This window comes from Pseudoalteromonas sp. SWYJ118 (assembly GCF_015864505.1).
GTDB classification, from domain to species: Bacteria; Pseudomonadota; Gammaproteobacteria; order Enterobacterales; family Alteromonadaceae; genus Pseudoalteromonas; species Pseudoalteromonas arctica.
This window is the reverse complement of sequence record NZ_JADYXC010000023.1, coordinates 50,717-67,889: the sequence shown is the minus strand read 5'-3', so window position 1 is coordinate 67,889 and position 17,173 is coordinate 50,717. Positions and strand designations below refer to the sequence as shown.

Genomic DNA, 17,173 nt, shown 5'->3' with positions numbered 1-17,173 from the left:
GCGATGATCAGGGATTGGTGAAAAATGTTCATTAAAGGCAGATAACATTTGAGACTCCTATGAATTAGAAGCGTATTTGATCACACTTGGCTCAAAATGGAAAGTTCATGATCTTGCCCTGTATAATTTAACCTTTATTAAAAGTGACTCTTTGAAAAAAATTCAAATTTTATACGTTTGTAATTATTAGCTCCTATCTAGGCTGACTTCTCAATACTTCTGTTATAAAGCAATCATTTCGGAAATCCTCAGCAGTATATTTATCTCTATTAACATTAGAAATTGAACTATATTTAATCCATAAATTTAAAATATCGACTAAGGCACTTTGTCTTTTTTGAGAGAAATAAAAGCTACATTCAGATTCCCCATCGTCAAGAAAGCTAGTTTGTAATGCGTAAATATCTATAATTAATTTTATAATTAAAGTAATAGGCTCTTTTCCAATTGAAAAGTGGCGAATACCTGTAACATGGCACACTTGTAAAAGAGTCGCTTCCATAATTCCTAAAATATATATTATTTTTAAGGTATATATATTTATAGAATTCTCTTGCTCTATTTTTTGCTCTTCCGAAAAGTCGGGAAACAATAAGTTTATAAACTTCAGCTTATTTCGTTTAGTGTTTGCTATTTTCCCGAATTCAAAAACCTTAGCCTCGAATAGTTTCATAAATTCATATATATACTCTATTTTTTCAATATCTATCTCGATAGTATGGATCTTCTTTTTTTGTTGGTTTTGGATAAAAGCGTGTAAAAATTAATGTGGCATCTTCAGGTCGAATGCATTTAAAGTTACCATTGAATATAACTGCAGAGAATTTTTCTTTAAATAGAGTTAACTCTTTATGATAGAGATCTATTTTATGCTCAAATTCTTGCCTTTCTATTGTTCTTTTCTGGTAATTCAAATTAGATTGGAACTGTAATGCACGAAAGTTAGCAGTTGCTAAAGTAGCAAGCGGTAATGCTGAACCTAAAATCCATAAAGGAACATTCATATATTCTAAGAAAACAGATAGGGTTTCTTTATTTGGCCATTCAATTGATAGGCCATCGTTTATAAAAATAAAACTCATCAGTAAAGAAGATAAGCTAACCGGTATAATTATAGCTATCCAAAAATATGAATATGTGAACACACTACTAATTTTTTTATTGTTATTCATATACTTTAAGTCCCTCAATGCACACTTAAGCTAAGAGAGTTATTATTTAATCCAATTAAATAAATATGCTTAATTTAAAGTTCTAAAAAGCCCTACCAGTTCATGATGGGGCTTTTACTTTTGTTTCTTTGTTACGGCGCTACTGCCGGATACACGTAGCTGGCATCAAGCCCTAGTGGAATACCAAGTGCCCAGTAACCTAATAAAAAGATACTCCAGCCAATCATAAAGGCGATTGAGTACGGTAGCATAATAGCAATTAAAGTACCTATACCGGTGCCTTTCACATACTTTTGACAGTACACCACCACTAATGGGAAATAAGGCATTAACGGTGTAATAATATTAGAACTTGAGTCACCTACACGATAAGCGGCTTGAGTTAAGTCTGGTGAAATGCCAAGTTGCATTAACATCGGTACAAAAATAGGGCCAAGTAATGCCCATTTTGCTGAACTTGAACCTACAAACAAGTTAACAAAGCCGGTTAAAAAGATAATTCCCACAACCGTTACTGCACTTGGCAATTCCATCGCCTTTAATAACTGCGCACCTTCGATTGCGAGTAATGCACCTAAATTTGATTTACTAAATGCAGCAATAAATAGCGAACAGAAAAATGCCATGACGATATAATATGCCATGCCGCTCATCGCTTTACTCATTGCATCAATCATATCTTTTGAAGTTTTAAAGGTACCTACCGTAAAACCATATACTGTGCCAGGTAGCCAAAAAAGTAAAAATATTAGTGATACAATTGATTGCATTAAAGGAGAGCTAAAATTAGTAAGGGATCCGTCACTACTGCGCATTGCAGAATCGTCTGGAGCAGAGACAAATGCTAATAACGCAAGTCCTGCAATCATCACGGTACTGGCTATATAAAAGGCACGTTTTTCATCACTACGTGCATCTTCAAATACAGGTAAATCCTCTTTAGCACCATCAACCGCTGTTTTTTGTAAACGTGGTTCAATAATTTTATCGGTAATGTACCAGCCTAATGCCACAATAAATAAGCTAGATGCTGAAGCAAATGCCCAGTTATTTAACGGGTTAATTGTCATTGCAGGATTAATTATTTGCGCCGCACTTTGGGTAAAGCTTTGTAGCAATGGATCAATCCCTGATGGAATAAAGTTAGCCCCAAAACCACCACTGACTCCTGCAAATGCAGCTGCAATACCCGCAAGCGGATGGCGCCCTGCAGCAAAAAATATAACACCGGCAAGTGGAATAACTAATACATAACCTGCGTCAGTAGCGGTATGGCTCACAATAGCCACTAAAATGATTGAAGGCGTTAATAGCTTTTTAGGAGTCACTTTAAGCATTAACTTAAGACCGGTATTAATGAAGCCCGAATGCTCTGCAACACCGACACCTAACATAGCTACTAAAACGACACCTAAGGGAGCGAAGCCGGTAAAGGTTTTTACCATAGAGGATAAAAAGGTAGCGAGCGAATCACTTGCCAGCATATTATTAATAATAATCGCTTCACCTGTACGTGGGTCTATTGCATCAAAGCTTACGCCTGAAAACCACCACGACAAAAACCAAATTAATAACATTGCAAACAGAAATATTACGGCTGGATCTGGAAGCTTATTTCCTACTCGCTCAACAAAATTTAAAAAACGCGCTACAACCCCTGAAGGTAAAGCGTCTTGATTATTATTCATTCTTATTGTTCCTAAAATTTATTTTAGTAACAATATCGCATAAAAACAAAACAGTAAATTAACATGAAAATCTGCTTGAAAAGTTTTGGGCACAAAAAAACACGATAGTGATAAAAAAATCGTGTTTTTTGTGCCACTTACTGTTAAGCGAGGGCTTTAACTTCTTCCCACAAGCGTGCAACTAATGTCTTATCTTCTTCGTTAAGCTCACCATTACGATACGCTTTAACTAAGCTCTGCTCTACAGTTTCGTTTAGTTCATCTATACTGATTGTCAGCTTTTCTACTTCGGCATAGCCTACTGCAAGATCATAGTGACCTCGTAAATAGCCGCCTGCGAATAACTCATCGTCAGTTGCTTTTATTACTAAATCATCGAAGTACTGCTGGGCTGCATCGATATAATTCACTAAACTCATTTACAAATCTCCTGGTTTTGCAAAGCACCTGTATTTTCAAGGTTTTGGTGCCCTACTGCATACATAATATGGTCGTTAAATCCGGTGGTTACTTTAATATAACCTGTTAATTCATCATCTAATTCGCTGTCGCCAGTATCACAAATAAGGGGGCGACCGTTAAGCGCTTGTAGCTTTGTTTTTGTTGCTACTACAATAATATTTTCTTTGCCAATTGCACGTATAAGCACAGGGCTCAATTGCTGATTACCACGGCCAAATATATGCCCTTGCCCGCCAATGAGCGTAATGACTAACTTAGTACTTTGCTCATGAGTAAGCTCAAGTAATTGCTTCGCCGTTAAATCTTGAGCAACTAAGGTTTGATCTTTTATTAAATCAACGCCAAGCAACGTATTCTCAAGTCCCATTTCTTCCATTATGGCCTCAACCGTTGAGCCGCTACCCATTATATAAAATGTGTCTTCATCCATTTGCGATACAACATGCGCAGCAATGTCGGCAAGTACGAGTTCGTCGGTTTCTTTGCCGCCATTTTTAACCGCTTGCATATAGCGTACTTCGCTAGGTGTTTGCATTTCGCCGTAGCGCTTTGCTTTTACTGTGCCTTGTCTAAAGGCATCTTCATCTATATCCATTACATCTGCATCAGCTAAGGTAACTAACTCCCCCTTAACCAGCATTTCGACTACGCGCCCTGCAGCTTTTGGTGTAATAGCGTATACACCAGAATGAATTTTACAGCCTGCAGGAATACCAAGTACCGGAACGGTATCCTCTATTGCATGGCAAATATTACGCGCTGTACCATCGCCTCCAGCAAATAAAACTAAATCAACACCTGAGTCTTTAAGTACTTTTGCTGCTTGTTCTGTGTCATCTGGGGTTGTTATTACTGCAGAGTTGTATACAACCTCTACATTAAAGCCCAAGGCTTTTGCTGTTTGCTCACCCATGTCACCGTTAACGGTGTAAATGATTAAGCGTTCTTTATAAGGCAATAGCACTTCAAGCGCTGCTTTTGTGCGGCTATTTGCTTTGGGTTCTGCACCTAATTCGATTGCTTTGGCGGCTGTTTTCGCGCCATCACTGCCTTTTAAAGCAACTGTTCCGCCTAAACCCGCGACTGGGTTTACAATTAAACCTAATTTAAACGCCATTACAAAGCTCCTTCGGATGTTGCCAATTAAATTGCTGTGCTGTTAATGGCCAAGGTGTGTTATAAAAATCAGAGAGTGCTTTTAAAAGTGACTCTGTGCGAGAGTTAAAGCCATTTTCGATAAGCGATAATACACGTGCATGTACTCGCTGCTGAAAATCAAACCGACATGTTTGCTCGCCGTTTAAGTTATCCACCGACACATTAAAATTAAACCCTGCTGCGGTGCTTAATAACCACTCTATAGCCTGAGGCTTTACTTCTACGTTTTCAAACTCAGCTTGTTTTTGTTTGTCGCGCCCATCAGGACAATACCAATAGCCGTAATCTTCTAATAAACGACGTTCATCGCCTGCAACCAACCAGTGTGCAACCTCATGTAATGCACTAGCATAAAAACCATGCGCAAATACAACTTGGTGATATGGCACGTGCTCTGTTGCTGGTAAATACACAGGTTCAAAATCGCCTTTTATCAGACATGTATTATGACTTTGATAAAAAGTGCGTTCAAAAATTGAAATTAGATCAGCTATTTGATGCATAAAATTAGGCTAATTTTTCTCGGTTGCAGCGCTATTTTGCGCAGTAAAAACGAGACGAATTGTACGGGCTTTTACAACTAAAGTAAAAATAAGGCGTGATAGTAAAATATAAGCGGACTAATCTTTCACTTTATTGATATTTTTAATAATACCTAAACAGTAAAGAGTATTACCAAGTTCTTTACGCTGTGTTTTTTCACCTGAGGTTTTATTGGCTAAGCTAGTTAACATATCGTACCGTTTACGTAGAGTTAGTATATATCTGGCATGTCTACGGCATTCAAAGCAATGAGTACAGTGTGAATCGACCCAAAATCTTAATGTTTCAAACCAATATTGCTGCTCTTGAGCAAAAAAAATAAATGCCTTAGAGCAAGTCCCGCACTTCTCTTCAATATCAACATAAAGTGCCCGAGGATAAATGGCATAGTTTTGCTTTTTTATATCAGCCAATATTACCGTATTAGGGAAGTATTTAAGGCTCGAGTAACGCCAATGCCCTTTCTCTATCTCCTCTATTGTCACTGAGGTATTTGTAGTTATTGGTCTATTGCCATACCTTGGGTGGTTAAGGTACATATATCTGCCTATTTTAAATTCACAGCTTACATCTTAAAAGTAAGCTAAATAAAAGCAAGTTAAAGCAAGTTAAAGCAAGTTAAAGCAAAATCAATAATACGTAGTTATTATCCGAATTTAGGTATAAGTAATTCCTACACTTTGAATAATTTAGCCCATTAAATACATTCGGCATTAGTATTACTTAGTGTTCAATACCCTCTGCTTTTACCTGCTTAGCTATATAGTTTTTTAACAAACGGGTATTACGCGTGTTAGCTTTAAAAAATGCATCAAATATATCGCCAAAAAATGGCACTAAGCCGCCCACAAAGTCAATGAGCATATTAATAATCATCTTAGTCTTTATACGTTTACTCACACCTAAATGCTGGGCTTCTATCAGCACATAACTTGATAAAATCAGCCCTGCGGCATCACCTATAACGGGAATTAAACCAATCACAGCCTCCAAACCTATATTAAATTTAGTAAAAGGAATGCCAATGCTGCTATCGGTTAACTTACTAAAGCGCTCTAATCGAGCTATTGAAGCTTGAGCTTTTATGTGTGAGTGGTCGTTAATATTATCGTTCATGATTACTACCCTCCTTTGTGCAGTATATAGGGCTTACTTGAACAACTCCTGAAAGGCATTAAATAAATTACAGACACAAAAAAACGCGGTAATCCGCGTTTTTTATAATTATAAATACTTACACTGAGCCGTTAATTGGCCCGTGTTCGTGATTTACATGCGGATTTTGCCCGCGTTGACGCAGTAAATGGTCCATTAATGTAATAGCCATCATTGCCTCTGCAATAGGGATTGCACGAATACCTACGCACGGATCGTGACGACCTTTAGTGATCATCTCTACCGCTTCGTTACTGGTATTAATACTGTTACCTGGGATGGTAATGCTCGACGTTGGTTTTAACGCAATAGAAGCAATAATATCTTGCCCTGTCGAAATCCCCGCAAGTACGCCCCCTGCATGGTTTGATGTAAAGCCTTCAGGGGTTAGCTCGTCGCGATGCTCAGAGCCTTTTTGCTCAACTACATCAAAGCCATCACCAATTTCAACGCCTTTAACTGCGTTAATACTCATTAATGAGTGTGCAAGCTCGGCGTCAAGGCGGTCAAATACTGGCTCACCAAGACCTACTGGTACGTTGCTTGCCACTACTTTAACTTTAGCGCCGACTGAGTCGCCTTGCTTTTTAAGGTCACGCATATATTCGTCAAGTGCTTCAAGCTTACTCGCATCAGGGAAGAAAAATAAGTTGTTTTCAACTTCATCCCAATCAAACGTTTCTGCCTTAATAGGACCAAGCTGGCTTAAACATGCTTTAACTTCAATACCATGAAATTGCTTTAAGTATTTTTTAGCAATAGCACCTGCTGCTACGCGTATTGCGGTTTCGCGTGCAGACGAACGACCACCACCGCGATAATCGCGAAGGCCGTATTTATGCCAATAGGTGTAATCGCCATGTCCTGGGCGAAATACATCTTTAATTTTACCGTAATCTTGCGAGCGTTGATCGGTGTTTTCAATTAATAAACCAATGCTAGTACCTGTGGTTTTACCTTCAAAAACGCCTGCTAATATTTTTATTTGATCGCTTTCGCGGCGCTGCGTTGTATATCGGCTTTGGCCTGGCTTTCTGCGATCTAAATCAATTTGTAAGTCGGCCTCTGTGATCTCAAGACCTGCGGGAGTACCATCAACAACGCCGCCTAATGCAACGCCGTGGCTCTCACCAAAGGTGGACACTTTAAATAACTGTCCAATGCTATTTCCTGCCATTAACTTTCCTCATTCCTAATGACTACCAATAGCCAAGCACACGGCTTGGCTATTCATTTTTTACTTATTTTGCAAAATACTCATCTAGCTGCTTTTTGCTAATTACAAATACACCTAAGCCGCCTTGTTCAAATTCAATCCATTCAAACGGCGCGCCCGGATACAGTGCATCCATATGTACCATAGAGTTACCAACTTCTACAAATAACAAACCGTTATCAGTTAGGTGTTCACTCGCTTCACTTAAAATAGTACGGGTTACATCTAAACCATCGTGGCCTGATGCAAGCCCAAGCTCTGGTTCATGATGAAATTCACGTGGTAAGTCAGCCATATCTTCTGCATCAACATATGGTGGGTTTGCTACTATTAGGTCGTATTTTTGACCTGGTACACCGCTAAATACATCAGACTGAATAGGTAACACACGATCAGTTAACATGTAATCGTTAATGTTAATGTCTGTCACTTCAAGCGCTTCATACGATATATCTACCGCATCAACTTGTGCTTCCTCAAAAGCTTGAGCAAGTGCAATTGCGATACAACCCGAACCTGTACATAAATCTAATATACGGTTAACCGATTGTGGCTCTTCAAGCCAGGGTGTAAAGCGGTTGCTGATAAGCTCAGCAAACGGTGAGCGAGGTATAAGTACACGTTCATCCACATAAAATGGCATACCCGCAAACCATGCAATGTTTGTTAAGTAAGGTACTGGTGTGCAGTCGTTAATACGTTCTGCAATAAGACCCGCAAGTCGGTTTTTTTCTGTGCTTGTTAAACGCGCGTGCATTAATTCTTTTGGCGCATCAACAGGCAAGCTAAGCGCAGGCAGTAATAAGCTTACAGCTTCATCCCATGCGTTATCTGTACCGTGTCCAAAAAATATACTACTACTTGCAAATTGGCTTGTAGTCCAACGTAACCAGTCATGTAAAGTTGACAGTTCTGCAACGGCTTCTTCGAGTGTTGCTTCTTCTATTTGTAAATCGCTCATATATTTTTACCTGTATTAGCTTACTGACTGTTTTGAGTCTTTAAGACGATTGCATTGCCTATCTGCGCTGGGCAAATTACAATTGCCCCTCATTTAAGTATTGTACCGCCTTTTGCGCTGCGTTTTTACGTTTTTTTGTTTAGGTAATAGTTATGAAAAAAGACACTCCATCACATTCGTCCCTAAGCAATGACGACATAAGCTTATTTCGTCAAACGATCACAGGCGCCAAAGTATTTAAACAAGATACTCATCGTTTTGATACAAAGCCTAAGGTGTCACAAGCTAAGCAATTTGCCCAGCAAAAAAAGCAGGCTCAATCTGAATTTTTCTTCTCAGACGTTTATATTCCCGATATAGACACCCACGGCACGGTTAAATATGTAAAACCAGGCCAAGATACCTTCCTAGCTAAACAGCTTCGCCGTGGTGACTTTGCACCCGATTTGACGCTAGATTTACATGGCTTAAATAAAGAACTTGCTAAAGATGAACTCGCTGGACTCATTCACGAATGTAAAAAGCAGCATTACTATTGTGCATGTGTAGTGCACGGTATTGGCGGCGGCGTACTAAAGCACAAAGTGCCTCAGTACTTAGTACAGCACCCTGACGTAATAGCGATGCACCAAGCCCCTCTCGAATATGGTGGTAGAGGCGCTGTACTCATACTAATTAATTTACCGCAAAGTGATGAATTTAGACGCTAACTTTAGCTATTACTAGGATGTAACTTCGTGCATATTTTTTCAATTATTTTTCCGCTCATTTTTATTGTGGCGTTTGGTTACAGCTGTTGCCGATTAAAATTTTTCGAAAAGCAGCATATTGCAGGCTTAAGTAAATTTACTTTTTATATTAGTTTGCCTGCTTTTTTATTGTTAAATATGTCGCAAATTAACTTACAGCAAAGCATTAGCCTTTTTGCATTTTTGAGTTTTTACATACCGGTTCTGAGTGTATTTGGGGTGGGTATTTTAATTGACCGCTTTTATTTAAATAAAAAGTATTTAAAAAATTACCAACAACACGGCGTCTTTGGACTTGCTTCTAGCTATTCAAATATGGTGTTAGTGGGTATTCCTATTGTTATTGCATCGCTTGGCAAAGAGATGATAGCCATTGCGTTTATGATCATTACTTTTCATAGCACATTGTTATTTGCACTTACTTTTTTAATAGGCGCTAAAGGCAGCAGCGATAAATTTTCGTGGTCGCACTTTGGAAAAAGTATGGTGTTAAATCCAATAGTACTGAGTATTGGATGCGGGCTTATATTAAACATTTTAGGAGTAACACTATTCACCGACTTAGCAAATAGTTTGGATCTATTAGCTAAACCAGCAATTGCCTGTGCGCTATTTGTACTTGGTGCTAATTTAGCTTTTTATAAAATAGCAGCAAATTGGCAACCCGCGTTAATAGCATCAATTTTAAAAATATTTTTATTGCCTGCGTTAGTTTTATTGGTAGGCACCTATGTATTTAAGCTAGACACGCAAATACTTAATGTATTGGTACTTTTAAGTGCGTCCCCTGTTGGCGTAAATGCTTATCTTATTGCGAGTCAAATAAAGCAGCATGAAGCTACTCTTGCTGGGGCTGTCGTACTTTCTACTATCTTAAGTGTTATTAGCTTTACGTTTTGGCTAGCTTTATTACTTTAGCTTACAAACCGCCGGCTACATCAACAAAACTACCCGTTGTAAAAGAAGCGTGCTCCGAAGCTAAAAAGTAAATTGCTGCAGCAACTTCCTCGGGTGTACCGCCTCTGCCAAGGGGTAATTTACTTTTAAGACGATCGACTCGATTTTTTTCGCCGCCATCACTATGCATATCAGTGTAAATAAGCCCAGGTCTAACAGAGTTAACACGAATACCTTTACTTGCCACCTCTTTTGCCAAGCCAATAGTAAATGTGTCCATTGCACCTTTAGATGCTGCATAATCAATGTACTCATTAGGAGAGCCCGTTTTAGCGGCCCCCGATGAAACATTAACAATACTACCGCCATTTCCCATTCGCTTTATTGCCTCACGACTACATAAAAAAGCACTGGTAATATTTGTAGTCAAAACTTCGTTTATGCGCTCAGCACTCATTTCTAACAAAGGCATTTGTGGTTTTAAAATACCGGCGTTATTTATTAGTACATCAAGTTGACCTAACTCTTTATCAATAAAGTCAAATAACGCCAAAACATCTGCCTCTTTCGACACATCTGCTTTTATAACTTGAGCCCTAACGCCAGAGCTTCTGACTTGATCGGCTACTAGCTTCGCACTAGCTAAATCAGCTTTATAATTAATGCAAACATCATAACCATGCTTTGCAAAATATAGTGCAGTAGCTGCGCCAATACCTCGACTAGAGCCTGTGATAAGTACAACGGGGGAGCGAGTCATTAAAGCTATTATTCTTTTAAAGCTGCGACTACTGAAATTTCAACAAGCAGTGCATCACGTGCCATTTTAGCTTCCACACAGGCACGTGCTGGTGCACAACCCTCGGGTACCCATGCATCCCATACTGCATTCATATCAGCAAAGTATTCCATGCTCTTTACATAAATAGTCGCGCTAAGCATATGTTCTTTTGAACTTCCCGCTTCATCAAGCAATGCCTCTACTTTATCAAGCATAGTTTGAGTTTGTTCTTTGATATCTTTTTGCGCGTCGGCGCATACCTGCCCACATAAATACACAGTGCCGTTATGTTTTACAATGCGGCTCATGCGCGCACCTGTTTGTAAACGTTCTATTGTCATTTTACTTTACTCAATTATTTATATTTAAACGTTTTCTGGGGCATTTATACTTAAATAACTACTACGCTGGGTTTGCTCATCGTAACTAATAACAGCAACAGCCCCCGTATTAAAAATGGGCATATTGCCAGGGCTTAATTGGTCCACTAAGTAACTTACAATAGGCATGTGTGCCACTATAAGCCATGTATTGCATTGGGTGTGAGTAGCAATAAGTGTTTCGATGTAGTCAGCAGCAATTTGAGGTTTGCCTTCGGGAATTATATCAGACGTGGTTTCGCTAAATTTAAATACGTTATTTTTAGCCACACCTGCAGCTGTTTGCTGTGCTCGAATGTAAGGACTAACTAACAGTGCATCAGGGTAATGTGCTTTACTGAGCCAAAGGCCCATTTTTTCAGCTTCATCATGCCCTGCTTGGGTTAAATTTCTACCTGCATCATCAGCCTGCATGGGTGTTGCTTCGCCGTGGCGCATTATTAGGATTGTTTTCATAAAAAATCAACCGATTAAAGAATATAAAACAGTAGCCAGTTTGCCCGTTTGTCAGCTATATTAACAATATAAATCTATTTATTTCTAAAATAGTTCTTTCATGAGATTCAGGTAAATCTTTAAGCTGTACTTCGCTTTCCTGAAGCCATCATCTGTTGTTAACAAGTAAACGTTTAGTTTCAGGAGCATCATTTGAATATCAGCCGCAATGATAACAGAGCATACCGCGCCTTTACACTGGACAATGGTCTAAAAGTACTATTAGTGCAAGATAAAGATTCTACAAAAGCGGCAGCATCAATGGCAGTTAACGCCGGACATTTTGACGACCCTCTTGATAGGCAAGGCCTAGCACACTTTTTAGAGCACATGCTTTTTTTAGGCACTGACCAGTATCCAGATTCAGGTAGTTTTAATAATTTTGTTTCGCAAGCTGGCGGCAACACCAATGCGTGGACCGGCACTGAGCATACCTGTTACTTTTTTGATATTAACAATCAAGAATTTGAACAAGCACTTACCCAATTTAGCCGCTTTTTTATTGCGCCTCTTTTAAATTCAGCCGAAACAGAAAAAGAACGTAACGCAATTGAAGCCGAGTTTAAACTAAAAATAAAAGACGACGGTCGCCGTATTTATCAAGCCCACAAAGAAACGGTAAATCCAGCTCATCCATTTGCTAAATTTTCTGTAGGAAACCTACAAACCTTAGCTGACAGAGAGCGCTGTATTAGTGATGAGCTTCGTGACTTTTTTAATAGCCAGTACCAAGCTCAGTGGATGACTTTAGTTATTTGCGCAAACGAAACACTAGACACACTACAAAGCTGGACTCAAACTTACTTTGGCGCAATTAACGGCAACAAAAACCTTAAAAAGCCAGAGATCAGTGAGCCACTTTATCGTAAACAAGACATAGGAAAAATACTCCATATTGAGCCACATAAGCATATGCAAAAACTTATTATAAGTTTTGCTATGCCTAATATTGACGACTTTTATCGCCATAAAACAGTAAGTTTTATTGCCCACTTACTTGGCTATGAAGGCGCTGGTTCTCTTTATTCTATTTTAAAAGAACAAGGCTGGATCAATGCACTTTCTGCTGGCGGTGGTATTAATGGCAGCAACTTTAAAGATTTTAATATTAGCTTAGCGCTTACCGATGAGGGTATTGAATACTTTGAAGATATTATTGAAATGGTGTTTGAATACATTTGTTTAATTAACGATAACACCGAAAAATTGCCGCGCTTATATCAAGATAAAAAAAATCTATTACAAATAGCATTCGATAACCAAGAAAAATCACGCTTAATTGATTGGGTCAGTAATTTAAGCATTAATATGCAGCATTACGATGAAGCAAATTACGTGCAAGGCGACTATTTAATGGAAGGCTTTAAAAAAGCGACCCACGAAATGGCCATGCAGTGGTTAACGCCACATAATATGCGCATCGTACTTATACATCCAGATGTAGAGCCTGAACATAAAACGGCATGGTACAACACACCATATAAAGTAGAACATATTTCACCTAGTTGGCTTGATGCCCTTAGCGAGATAAATAAGCCGTTGAGCGAAATGCTGCTACCTACAGCTAATCCTTATTTAACAAAAGAAGTGGTGTTATTTGATGTCGTAAAACCACAAACAAAACCCGAGTTATTAGTAAAAGAACCCGGTTTTGACTTTTGGTTTAAACAAGACAACACATTTCGTGTTGCTAAAGGCCATTTTTATTTGGCCATGGATTCTGATTTTGCCGTAAAAGATGTAAAACATATGGCACTCACCCGCTTATTTACAGATTTATTTATGGATAGTGTGGGCGAGCAATTTTATCCAGCAGAACTTGCGGGACTTAGCTACCACTTAACCTCGCATCAAGGTGGATTAACTCTACATACCGCGGGGCTTTCATCTAGCCAGTTAGAGCTTGTTGATCAATTAATAGATGCTTTATTTAATGTAGAGATCTGTGCAAAACGCTTTGCTGAATATAAAAAACAGCTTGTAAGGCATTGGCGCAATAGCAACCAAAACAAACCAGTCAGTGAGTTATTTAGCATTTTAGGCGCAAAAATAATGCCTTGGAACCCACAACCTGGGGAGCTTGCATCGGCATTAAAAAACACCTGTTTTCAGCAATTTAATGAGTTCAGAACAGACTTTTTTAAAGCACTACATGTTGAATCATTTTTACATGGTAACTGGCAGCAAAGTGATGCAATAGCCTTTCAAAAAAAGGTCGCAAATCACTTAAAAAACGCAACCATAATTGAAGATTTAAGACGCCCTCTTTTTGAAATTAAAAAAGTAACTCGCTACGAGTTAGAGCTTCCTTGTAACGACCATGCAATGGTTATTTACTATCAAGCGCAAACGGATTGCGTGGCCGAAAAAGTAAAAATGATGGCGTTAAATCATTTAATTAATCAAGATTACTTTAATGAATTACGAACTACACAGCAACTTGGTTATTTAGTAGGCGCTGGTTATGCACCATTTAACACGCGTGCTGGTATAGCATTTTATGTGCAGTCACCTAAGTTTGATGCAAAAACATTATTGCATCGACATAACCGTTTTATTAAAAACTACCTTGATAATATTGATGCACTTGATGAAAACGATTGGCAACAGCAAAAACACGGCCTTAGTACTCATATTGCAGAAAAAGATAAAAACCTGCGCCTGCGCTCACAACGGTTATGGCTTGCTATTGGTAACAGAGATCATGAATTTTATATGCAACAACGACTTTTAGATGCCTTAAATGCGCTAACCCTAAAAGAACTAAAAGTTTATGCACTAAGCCTATTTGATGATAATAGACCAAGATATGAGCTTTTAAGCTCGGCAAAAGTCAATAAATCTCAAAATATGCCCGTTTACTCTCAATCTCTTTGACACTAGGTTTAGCTTGTTTTAAATTATCATTTGTAAATTAGAAGTAATAAAAAAATGATAAAAATAATAATAAAACTAAGCATGCTTGTAGTACTTGCTTACTCATTTGAGCTATTTGCCTTTGAGTCTTCATTTAATTACAACTCCGACAATATACTCATTCTAGCAAGCGCCATTATAGCGCTTGCTTTGCCCTACCTGTTATTTGTAATCCACAAACTTAGACGCTCACGCCGTCAACTCCGTCTTTCGGAAAAACGCCTTAAAAGTACTGTAGAAGGTAGCGGCGATACACTTTGGGACTGGAACATAAAAACAGGCGAAGTTATTCGTATTAACGATAAGTACTTAATGGATTCGACTACCTTAATGGGGTTTCCGCCAAACAAAGGCCTTATTCACCCTCACGATATTAATAACGTTGAGCACTTGTTAAAAGTACACTTTGCAGAGCAGTCTGCTTTTTTTGAAGCCACCTACCGAATCAAAGATACATTTGGTCGTTGGCATTGGGTACTCGATCGCGGAAAAATAATTGAAAAAGACGCCAACTTATCACCCCTTAGAATGACAGGTACCGTTCGCGATATATCACAGTTAAAATCAACGGAAGAGCGCTTAAACCTTTTTGCTAAATGTGTTGAATCACTCACTGACGCCTTAGCAATTTACGATAAAAACTTTAAACTGGTTGATATAAACCCGAGTTTTTTAACCTTGTTTGGTGGCGTACGCGAGCAATACTTAGGAAAAGATTTCAACCTATCTGGGTATGAGCCAAGCTACACAAACAGAATTATTGAAATAGTAAAAGAGCGCGAACATATCCAACAAGAAGTGAAGCTTCGTAATAGTGAGCGTGTTTTATTGCCTATAGAAATATCGATAGATGAAATTAAAAACGATCAAAATCAAATAACTAATTATGTCGTTGTTTATTCAGATTTAACAGAGCGTAAAAAAGCCGAATCGCAGTTACATAACTTATCGAATCGAGATCGCACAACTAGTCTGCCTAACCGAAATTTATTTTTTACTGATTTGCAAAAGCTAGTAAAGCTCAACTCGCATCACGCCTTGCTTGTATTCGATTTAGATAACTTTAAAAAAATAAATGACTCGTTAGGGCATCAACTAGGTGACAGCTTATTAGCTAAACTAGCAATGCGCTTAAATAAACTAACCCGCGAAAATGATGTATTTTATCGTTTAGGCGGCGATGAGTTTGCTCTTGTAATGTCTGACACTAACGACATACATGTAATTACACGTATGGCAAAACAGTTTTTAGCAGCCATTGCTACACCATTTAAAATGGCTGGCCACGAACTGGCAATCACCTCAAGTGTAGGCATTGTATTATTTCCAGAAGACGGTAATACGCCTGAACTGCTTTTAAAAAATGCAGATACCGCGATGTATCATGCTAAAAAGAAAGGTAACAGCTACTTATTTTTTAACGACACGATGAACCGTCAAGCCGTTAAACGACTGCAAATTGAAAACCTCATGCGCTTTGGTTTAAAAGAAGACCATTTTGAAGTGTACTACCAACCAAAAATGAATATTCGCACAGGCAAGCTAACCGGAATGGAAGCATTAGTGCGCTTTATTACACCCAAAAAAGGCATTATTAGTCCGGGAGTTTTTATACCTATAGCCGAGGAAACTGGCCAAATAATTGAAATTGGTGAAGTGGTATTAAACAAAGCCTGCAGAGACGTAAAAGAATGGCTAGATAGCGGTTTATTTAGCGGCCGAGTAGCTGTCAACTTATCAGCAAAGCAATTTAGCCTCCCCGATTTAACTTCTCGTATTGACGTTATTTTGCAAAAAAACGAATTACCTTCTTACTTTTTAGAGCTTGAAATAACAGAAGGTACTGTAATGGACGACCCTAAAGAAGCCATTGCAATTATGCGTTCGTTAAGTGCCCGAGGTATTCATTTAGCAATGGATGATTTTGGTACTGGTTATTCATCATTAGCGTATTTAAAGCAATTTCCGCTTAATACACTTAAAGTAGATAAAGCATTTATAGATGACATGACCAACGAACGTGGGCGTAATATGGTCGACTCAATAGTCACTATTGCGCATAACCTTGATTTGCATGTAGTTGCTGAAGGTGTAGAACAAGCTCATCAAATTGATATACTTAAAAAGCTTAATTGCGAAACAGTACAAGGTTATTACTATTCTAAGCCACTATCAAAAAGTGAATTTACTGAATTTTTAAAGCAGCAACAAACTAAAGCAGCCCCAAGCTTAATTAGAGCAAATAAAAAAGTGGCGTCGATAAATTAAGGGCGCCATATACACGCATTTATACCTACATTTCTTACTAAAGCACGGCGATAATGTAGATTAAATAAGCACCAGGCCACAGGCCCAAGTAAACCGCCTAAAATAAGCCATCGCTTAATTGGCATACCTTTTTTAATGGCTTCTAAATACATTAAAGCTATAAATGCACTGCTTAGTAAAACTATAAACAAAATTACCCTTTAAAGTTGCTCAAAAATACGGCACTTATTCTAACGCTAACGTGATTAAATTTAAAGCAACAAATCCCCCGCGCGCACAAAAAAGCCGAAGCTGTTAAACACAGATTCGGCTTTTAAAATTATAATTTACGC

At 38.4% G+C, this 17,173-nt stretch carries 18 protein-coding genes; 4 read left to right on the top strand and 14 right to left on the bottom strand.

What is annotated here, in order from left to right; genetic code table 11:
* Positions 1-193: 193 nt before the first annotated feature.
* The 10 genes from I6F48_RS17770 to prmB form a co-directional block, all read right to left on the bottom strand.
* Entirely contained in the window at positions 194-673 is a 480-nt protein-coding gene (locus I6F48_RS17770) for a hypothetical protein (RefSeq protein ID WP_197119971.1), read from the bottom strand.
* A gap of 25 nt (positions 674-698) precedes the next feature.
* Positions 699-1,172, bottom strand: a complete 474-nt coding sequence (locus tag I6F48_RS17765; RefSeq protein WP_197119970.1) for a hypothetical protein — start codon at positions 1,170-1,172, stop codon at positions 699-701.
* 131 nt (positions 1,173-1,303) lie between these two features.
* Positions 1,304-2,860, bottom strand: coding sequence for an AbgT family transporter (locus tag I6F48_RS17760; protein WP_197119969.1), 1,557 nt, complete (start codon positions 2,858-2,860; stop codon positions 1,304-1,306).
* Between the two features lie 143 nt (positions 2,861-3,003).
* Positions 3,004-3,279, bottom strand: coding sequence for a YfcL family protein (locus I6F48_RS17755; RefSeq protein WP_008138544.1), 276 nt, complete (start codon positions 3,277-3,279; stop codon positions 3,004-3,006).
* The gene (locus I6F48_RS17750) at positions 3,276-4,439 is read right to left on the bottom strand and encodes an ATP-NAD kinase family protein (protein ID WP_197119968.1); all 1,164 of its coding nucleotides are present in this window, start codon (positions 4,437-4,439) and stop codon (positions 3,276-3,278) included. The genes I6F48_RS17755 and I6F48_RS17750 overlap by 4 nt, the downstream gene beginning before the upstream one ends.
* Positions 4,429-4,983: an elongation factor P hydroxylase gene (locus I6F48_RS17745; RefSeq protein WP_197119967.1), complete on the bottom strand. Its 555-nt coding sequence runs from the start codon at positions 4,981-4,983 to the stop codon at positions 4,429-4,431. Before I6F48_RS17745 ends, I6F48_RS17750 begins: the two co-directional genes overlap by 11 nt.
* Before the next feature lie 117 nt (positions 4,984-5,100).
* The gene (locus I6F48_RS17740; protein WP_197119966.1) at positions 5,101-5,562 is read right to left on the bottom strand and encodes a zinc-ribbon domain containing protein; all 462 of its coding nucleotides are present in this window, start codon (positions 5,560-5,562) and stop codon (positions 5,101-5,103) included.
* A gap of 184 nt (positions 5,563-5,746) precedes the next feature.
* Positions 5,747-6,139: a DUF4112 domain-containing protein gene (locus tag I6F48_RS17735; protein ID WP_197119965.1), complete on the bottom strand. Its 393-nt coding sequence runs from the start codon at positions 6,137-6,139 to the stop codon at positions 5,747-5,749.
* A gap of 118 nt (positions 6,140-6,257) precedes the next feature.
* The gene (gene aroC / locus I6F48_RS17730; RefSeq protein ID WP_008138551.1) at positions 6,258-7,355 is read right to left on the bottom strand and encodes a chorismate synthase; all 1,098 of its coding nucleotides are present in this window, start codon (positions 7,353-7,355) and stop codon (positions 6,258-6,260) included.
* 64 nt (positions 7,356-7,419) lie between these two features.
* Entirely contained in the window at positions 7,420-8,355 is a 936-nt protein-coding gene (gene prmB / locus I6F48_RS17725; protein WP_169059914.1) for a 50S ribosomal protein L3 N(5)-glutamine methyltransferase, read from the bottom strand.
* Between the two features lie 152 nt (positions 8,356-8,507).
* Between prmB and smrB the strand changes: the two genes are divergently transcribed.
* On the top strand, positions 8,508-9,065 hold the full coding sequence (gene smrB / locus I6F48_RS17720) for an endonuclease SmrB (RefSeq protein ID WP_007377742.1): 558 nt from the start codon (positions 8,508-8,510) through the stop codon (positions 9,063-9,065).
* Between the two features lie 27 nt (positions 9,066-9,092).
* Positions 9,093-10,022: an AEC family transporter gene (locus tag I6F48_RS17715; protein ID WP_007580614.1), complete on the top strand. Its 930-nt coding sequence runs from the start codon at positions 9,093-9,095 to the stop codon at positions 10,020-10,022.
* Position 10,023: 1 nt separating this feature from the next.
* Here I6F48_RS17715 and I6F48_RS17710 read toward each other — a convergent pair whose 3' ends face one another.
* The 3 genes from I6F48_RS17710 to sixA are packed head-to-tail and all read right to left on the bottom strand — an operon-like array spanning position 10,024 to position 11,618.
* Entirely contained in the window at positions 10,024-10,761 is a 738-nt protein-coding gene (locus I6F48_RS17710; RefSeq protein ID WP_165729182.1) for an SDR family oxidoreductase, read from the bottom strand.
* Positions 10,762-10,769: 8 nt separating this feature from the next.
* Positions 10,770-11,123: a RidA family protein gene (locus tag I6F48_RS17705; protein WP_165729180.1), complete on the bottom strand. Its 354-nt coding sequence runs from the start codon at positions 11,121-11,123 to the stop codon at positions 10,770-10,772.
* Between the two features lie 24 nt (positions 11,124-11,147).
* Positions 11,148-11,618: a phosphohistidine phosphatase SixA gene (gene sixA / locus I6F48_RS17700; RefSeq protein ID WP_165729179.1), complete on the bottom strand. Its 471-nt coding sequence runs from the start codon at positions 11,616-11,618 to the stop codon at positions 11,148-11,150.
* Between the two features lie 192 nt (positions 11,619-11,810).
* On the opposite strand from sixA, the gene I6F48_RS17695 reads away from it, so the two are divergent.
* On the top strand, positions 11,811-14,534 hold the full coding sequence (locus I6F48_RS17695; RefSeq protein ID WP_165729178.1) for an insulinase family protein: 2,724 nt from the start codon (positions 11,811-11,813) through the stop codon (positions 14,532-14,534).
* Positions 14,535-14,588: 54 nt separating this feature from the next.
* A complete protein-coding gene (locus I6F48_RS17690) occupies positions 14,589-16,841 on the top strand; it encodes a sensor domain-containing protein (RefSeq protein ID WP_197119964.1) in 2,253 nt (750 codons plus the stop codon).
* Here the strand turns inward: I6F48_RS17690 and I6F48_RS17685 are convergent.
* Entirely contained in the window at positions 16,838-17,032 is a 195-nt protein-coding gene (locus tag I6F48_RS17685) for a hypothetical protein (protein ID WP_007580601.1), read from the bottom strand. The genes I6F48_RS17690 and I6F48_RS17685 overlap by 4 nt on opposite strands.
* Between the last annotated feature and the right edge of the window lie 141 nt (positions 17,033-17,173).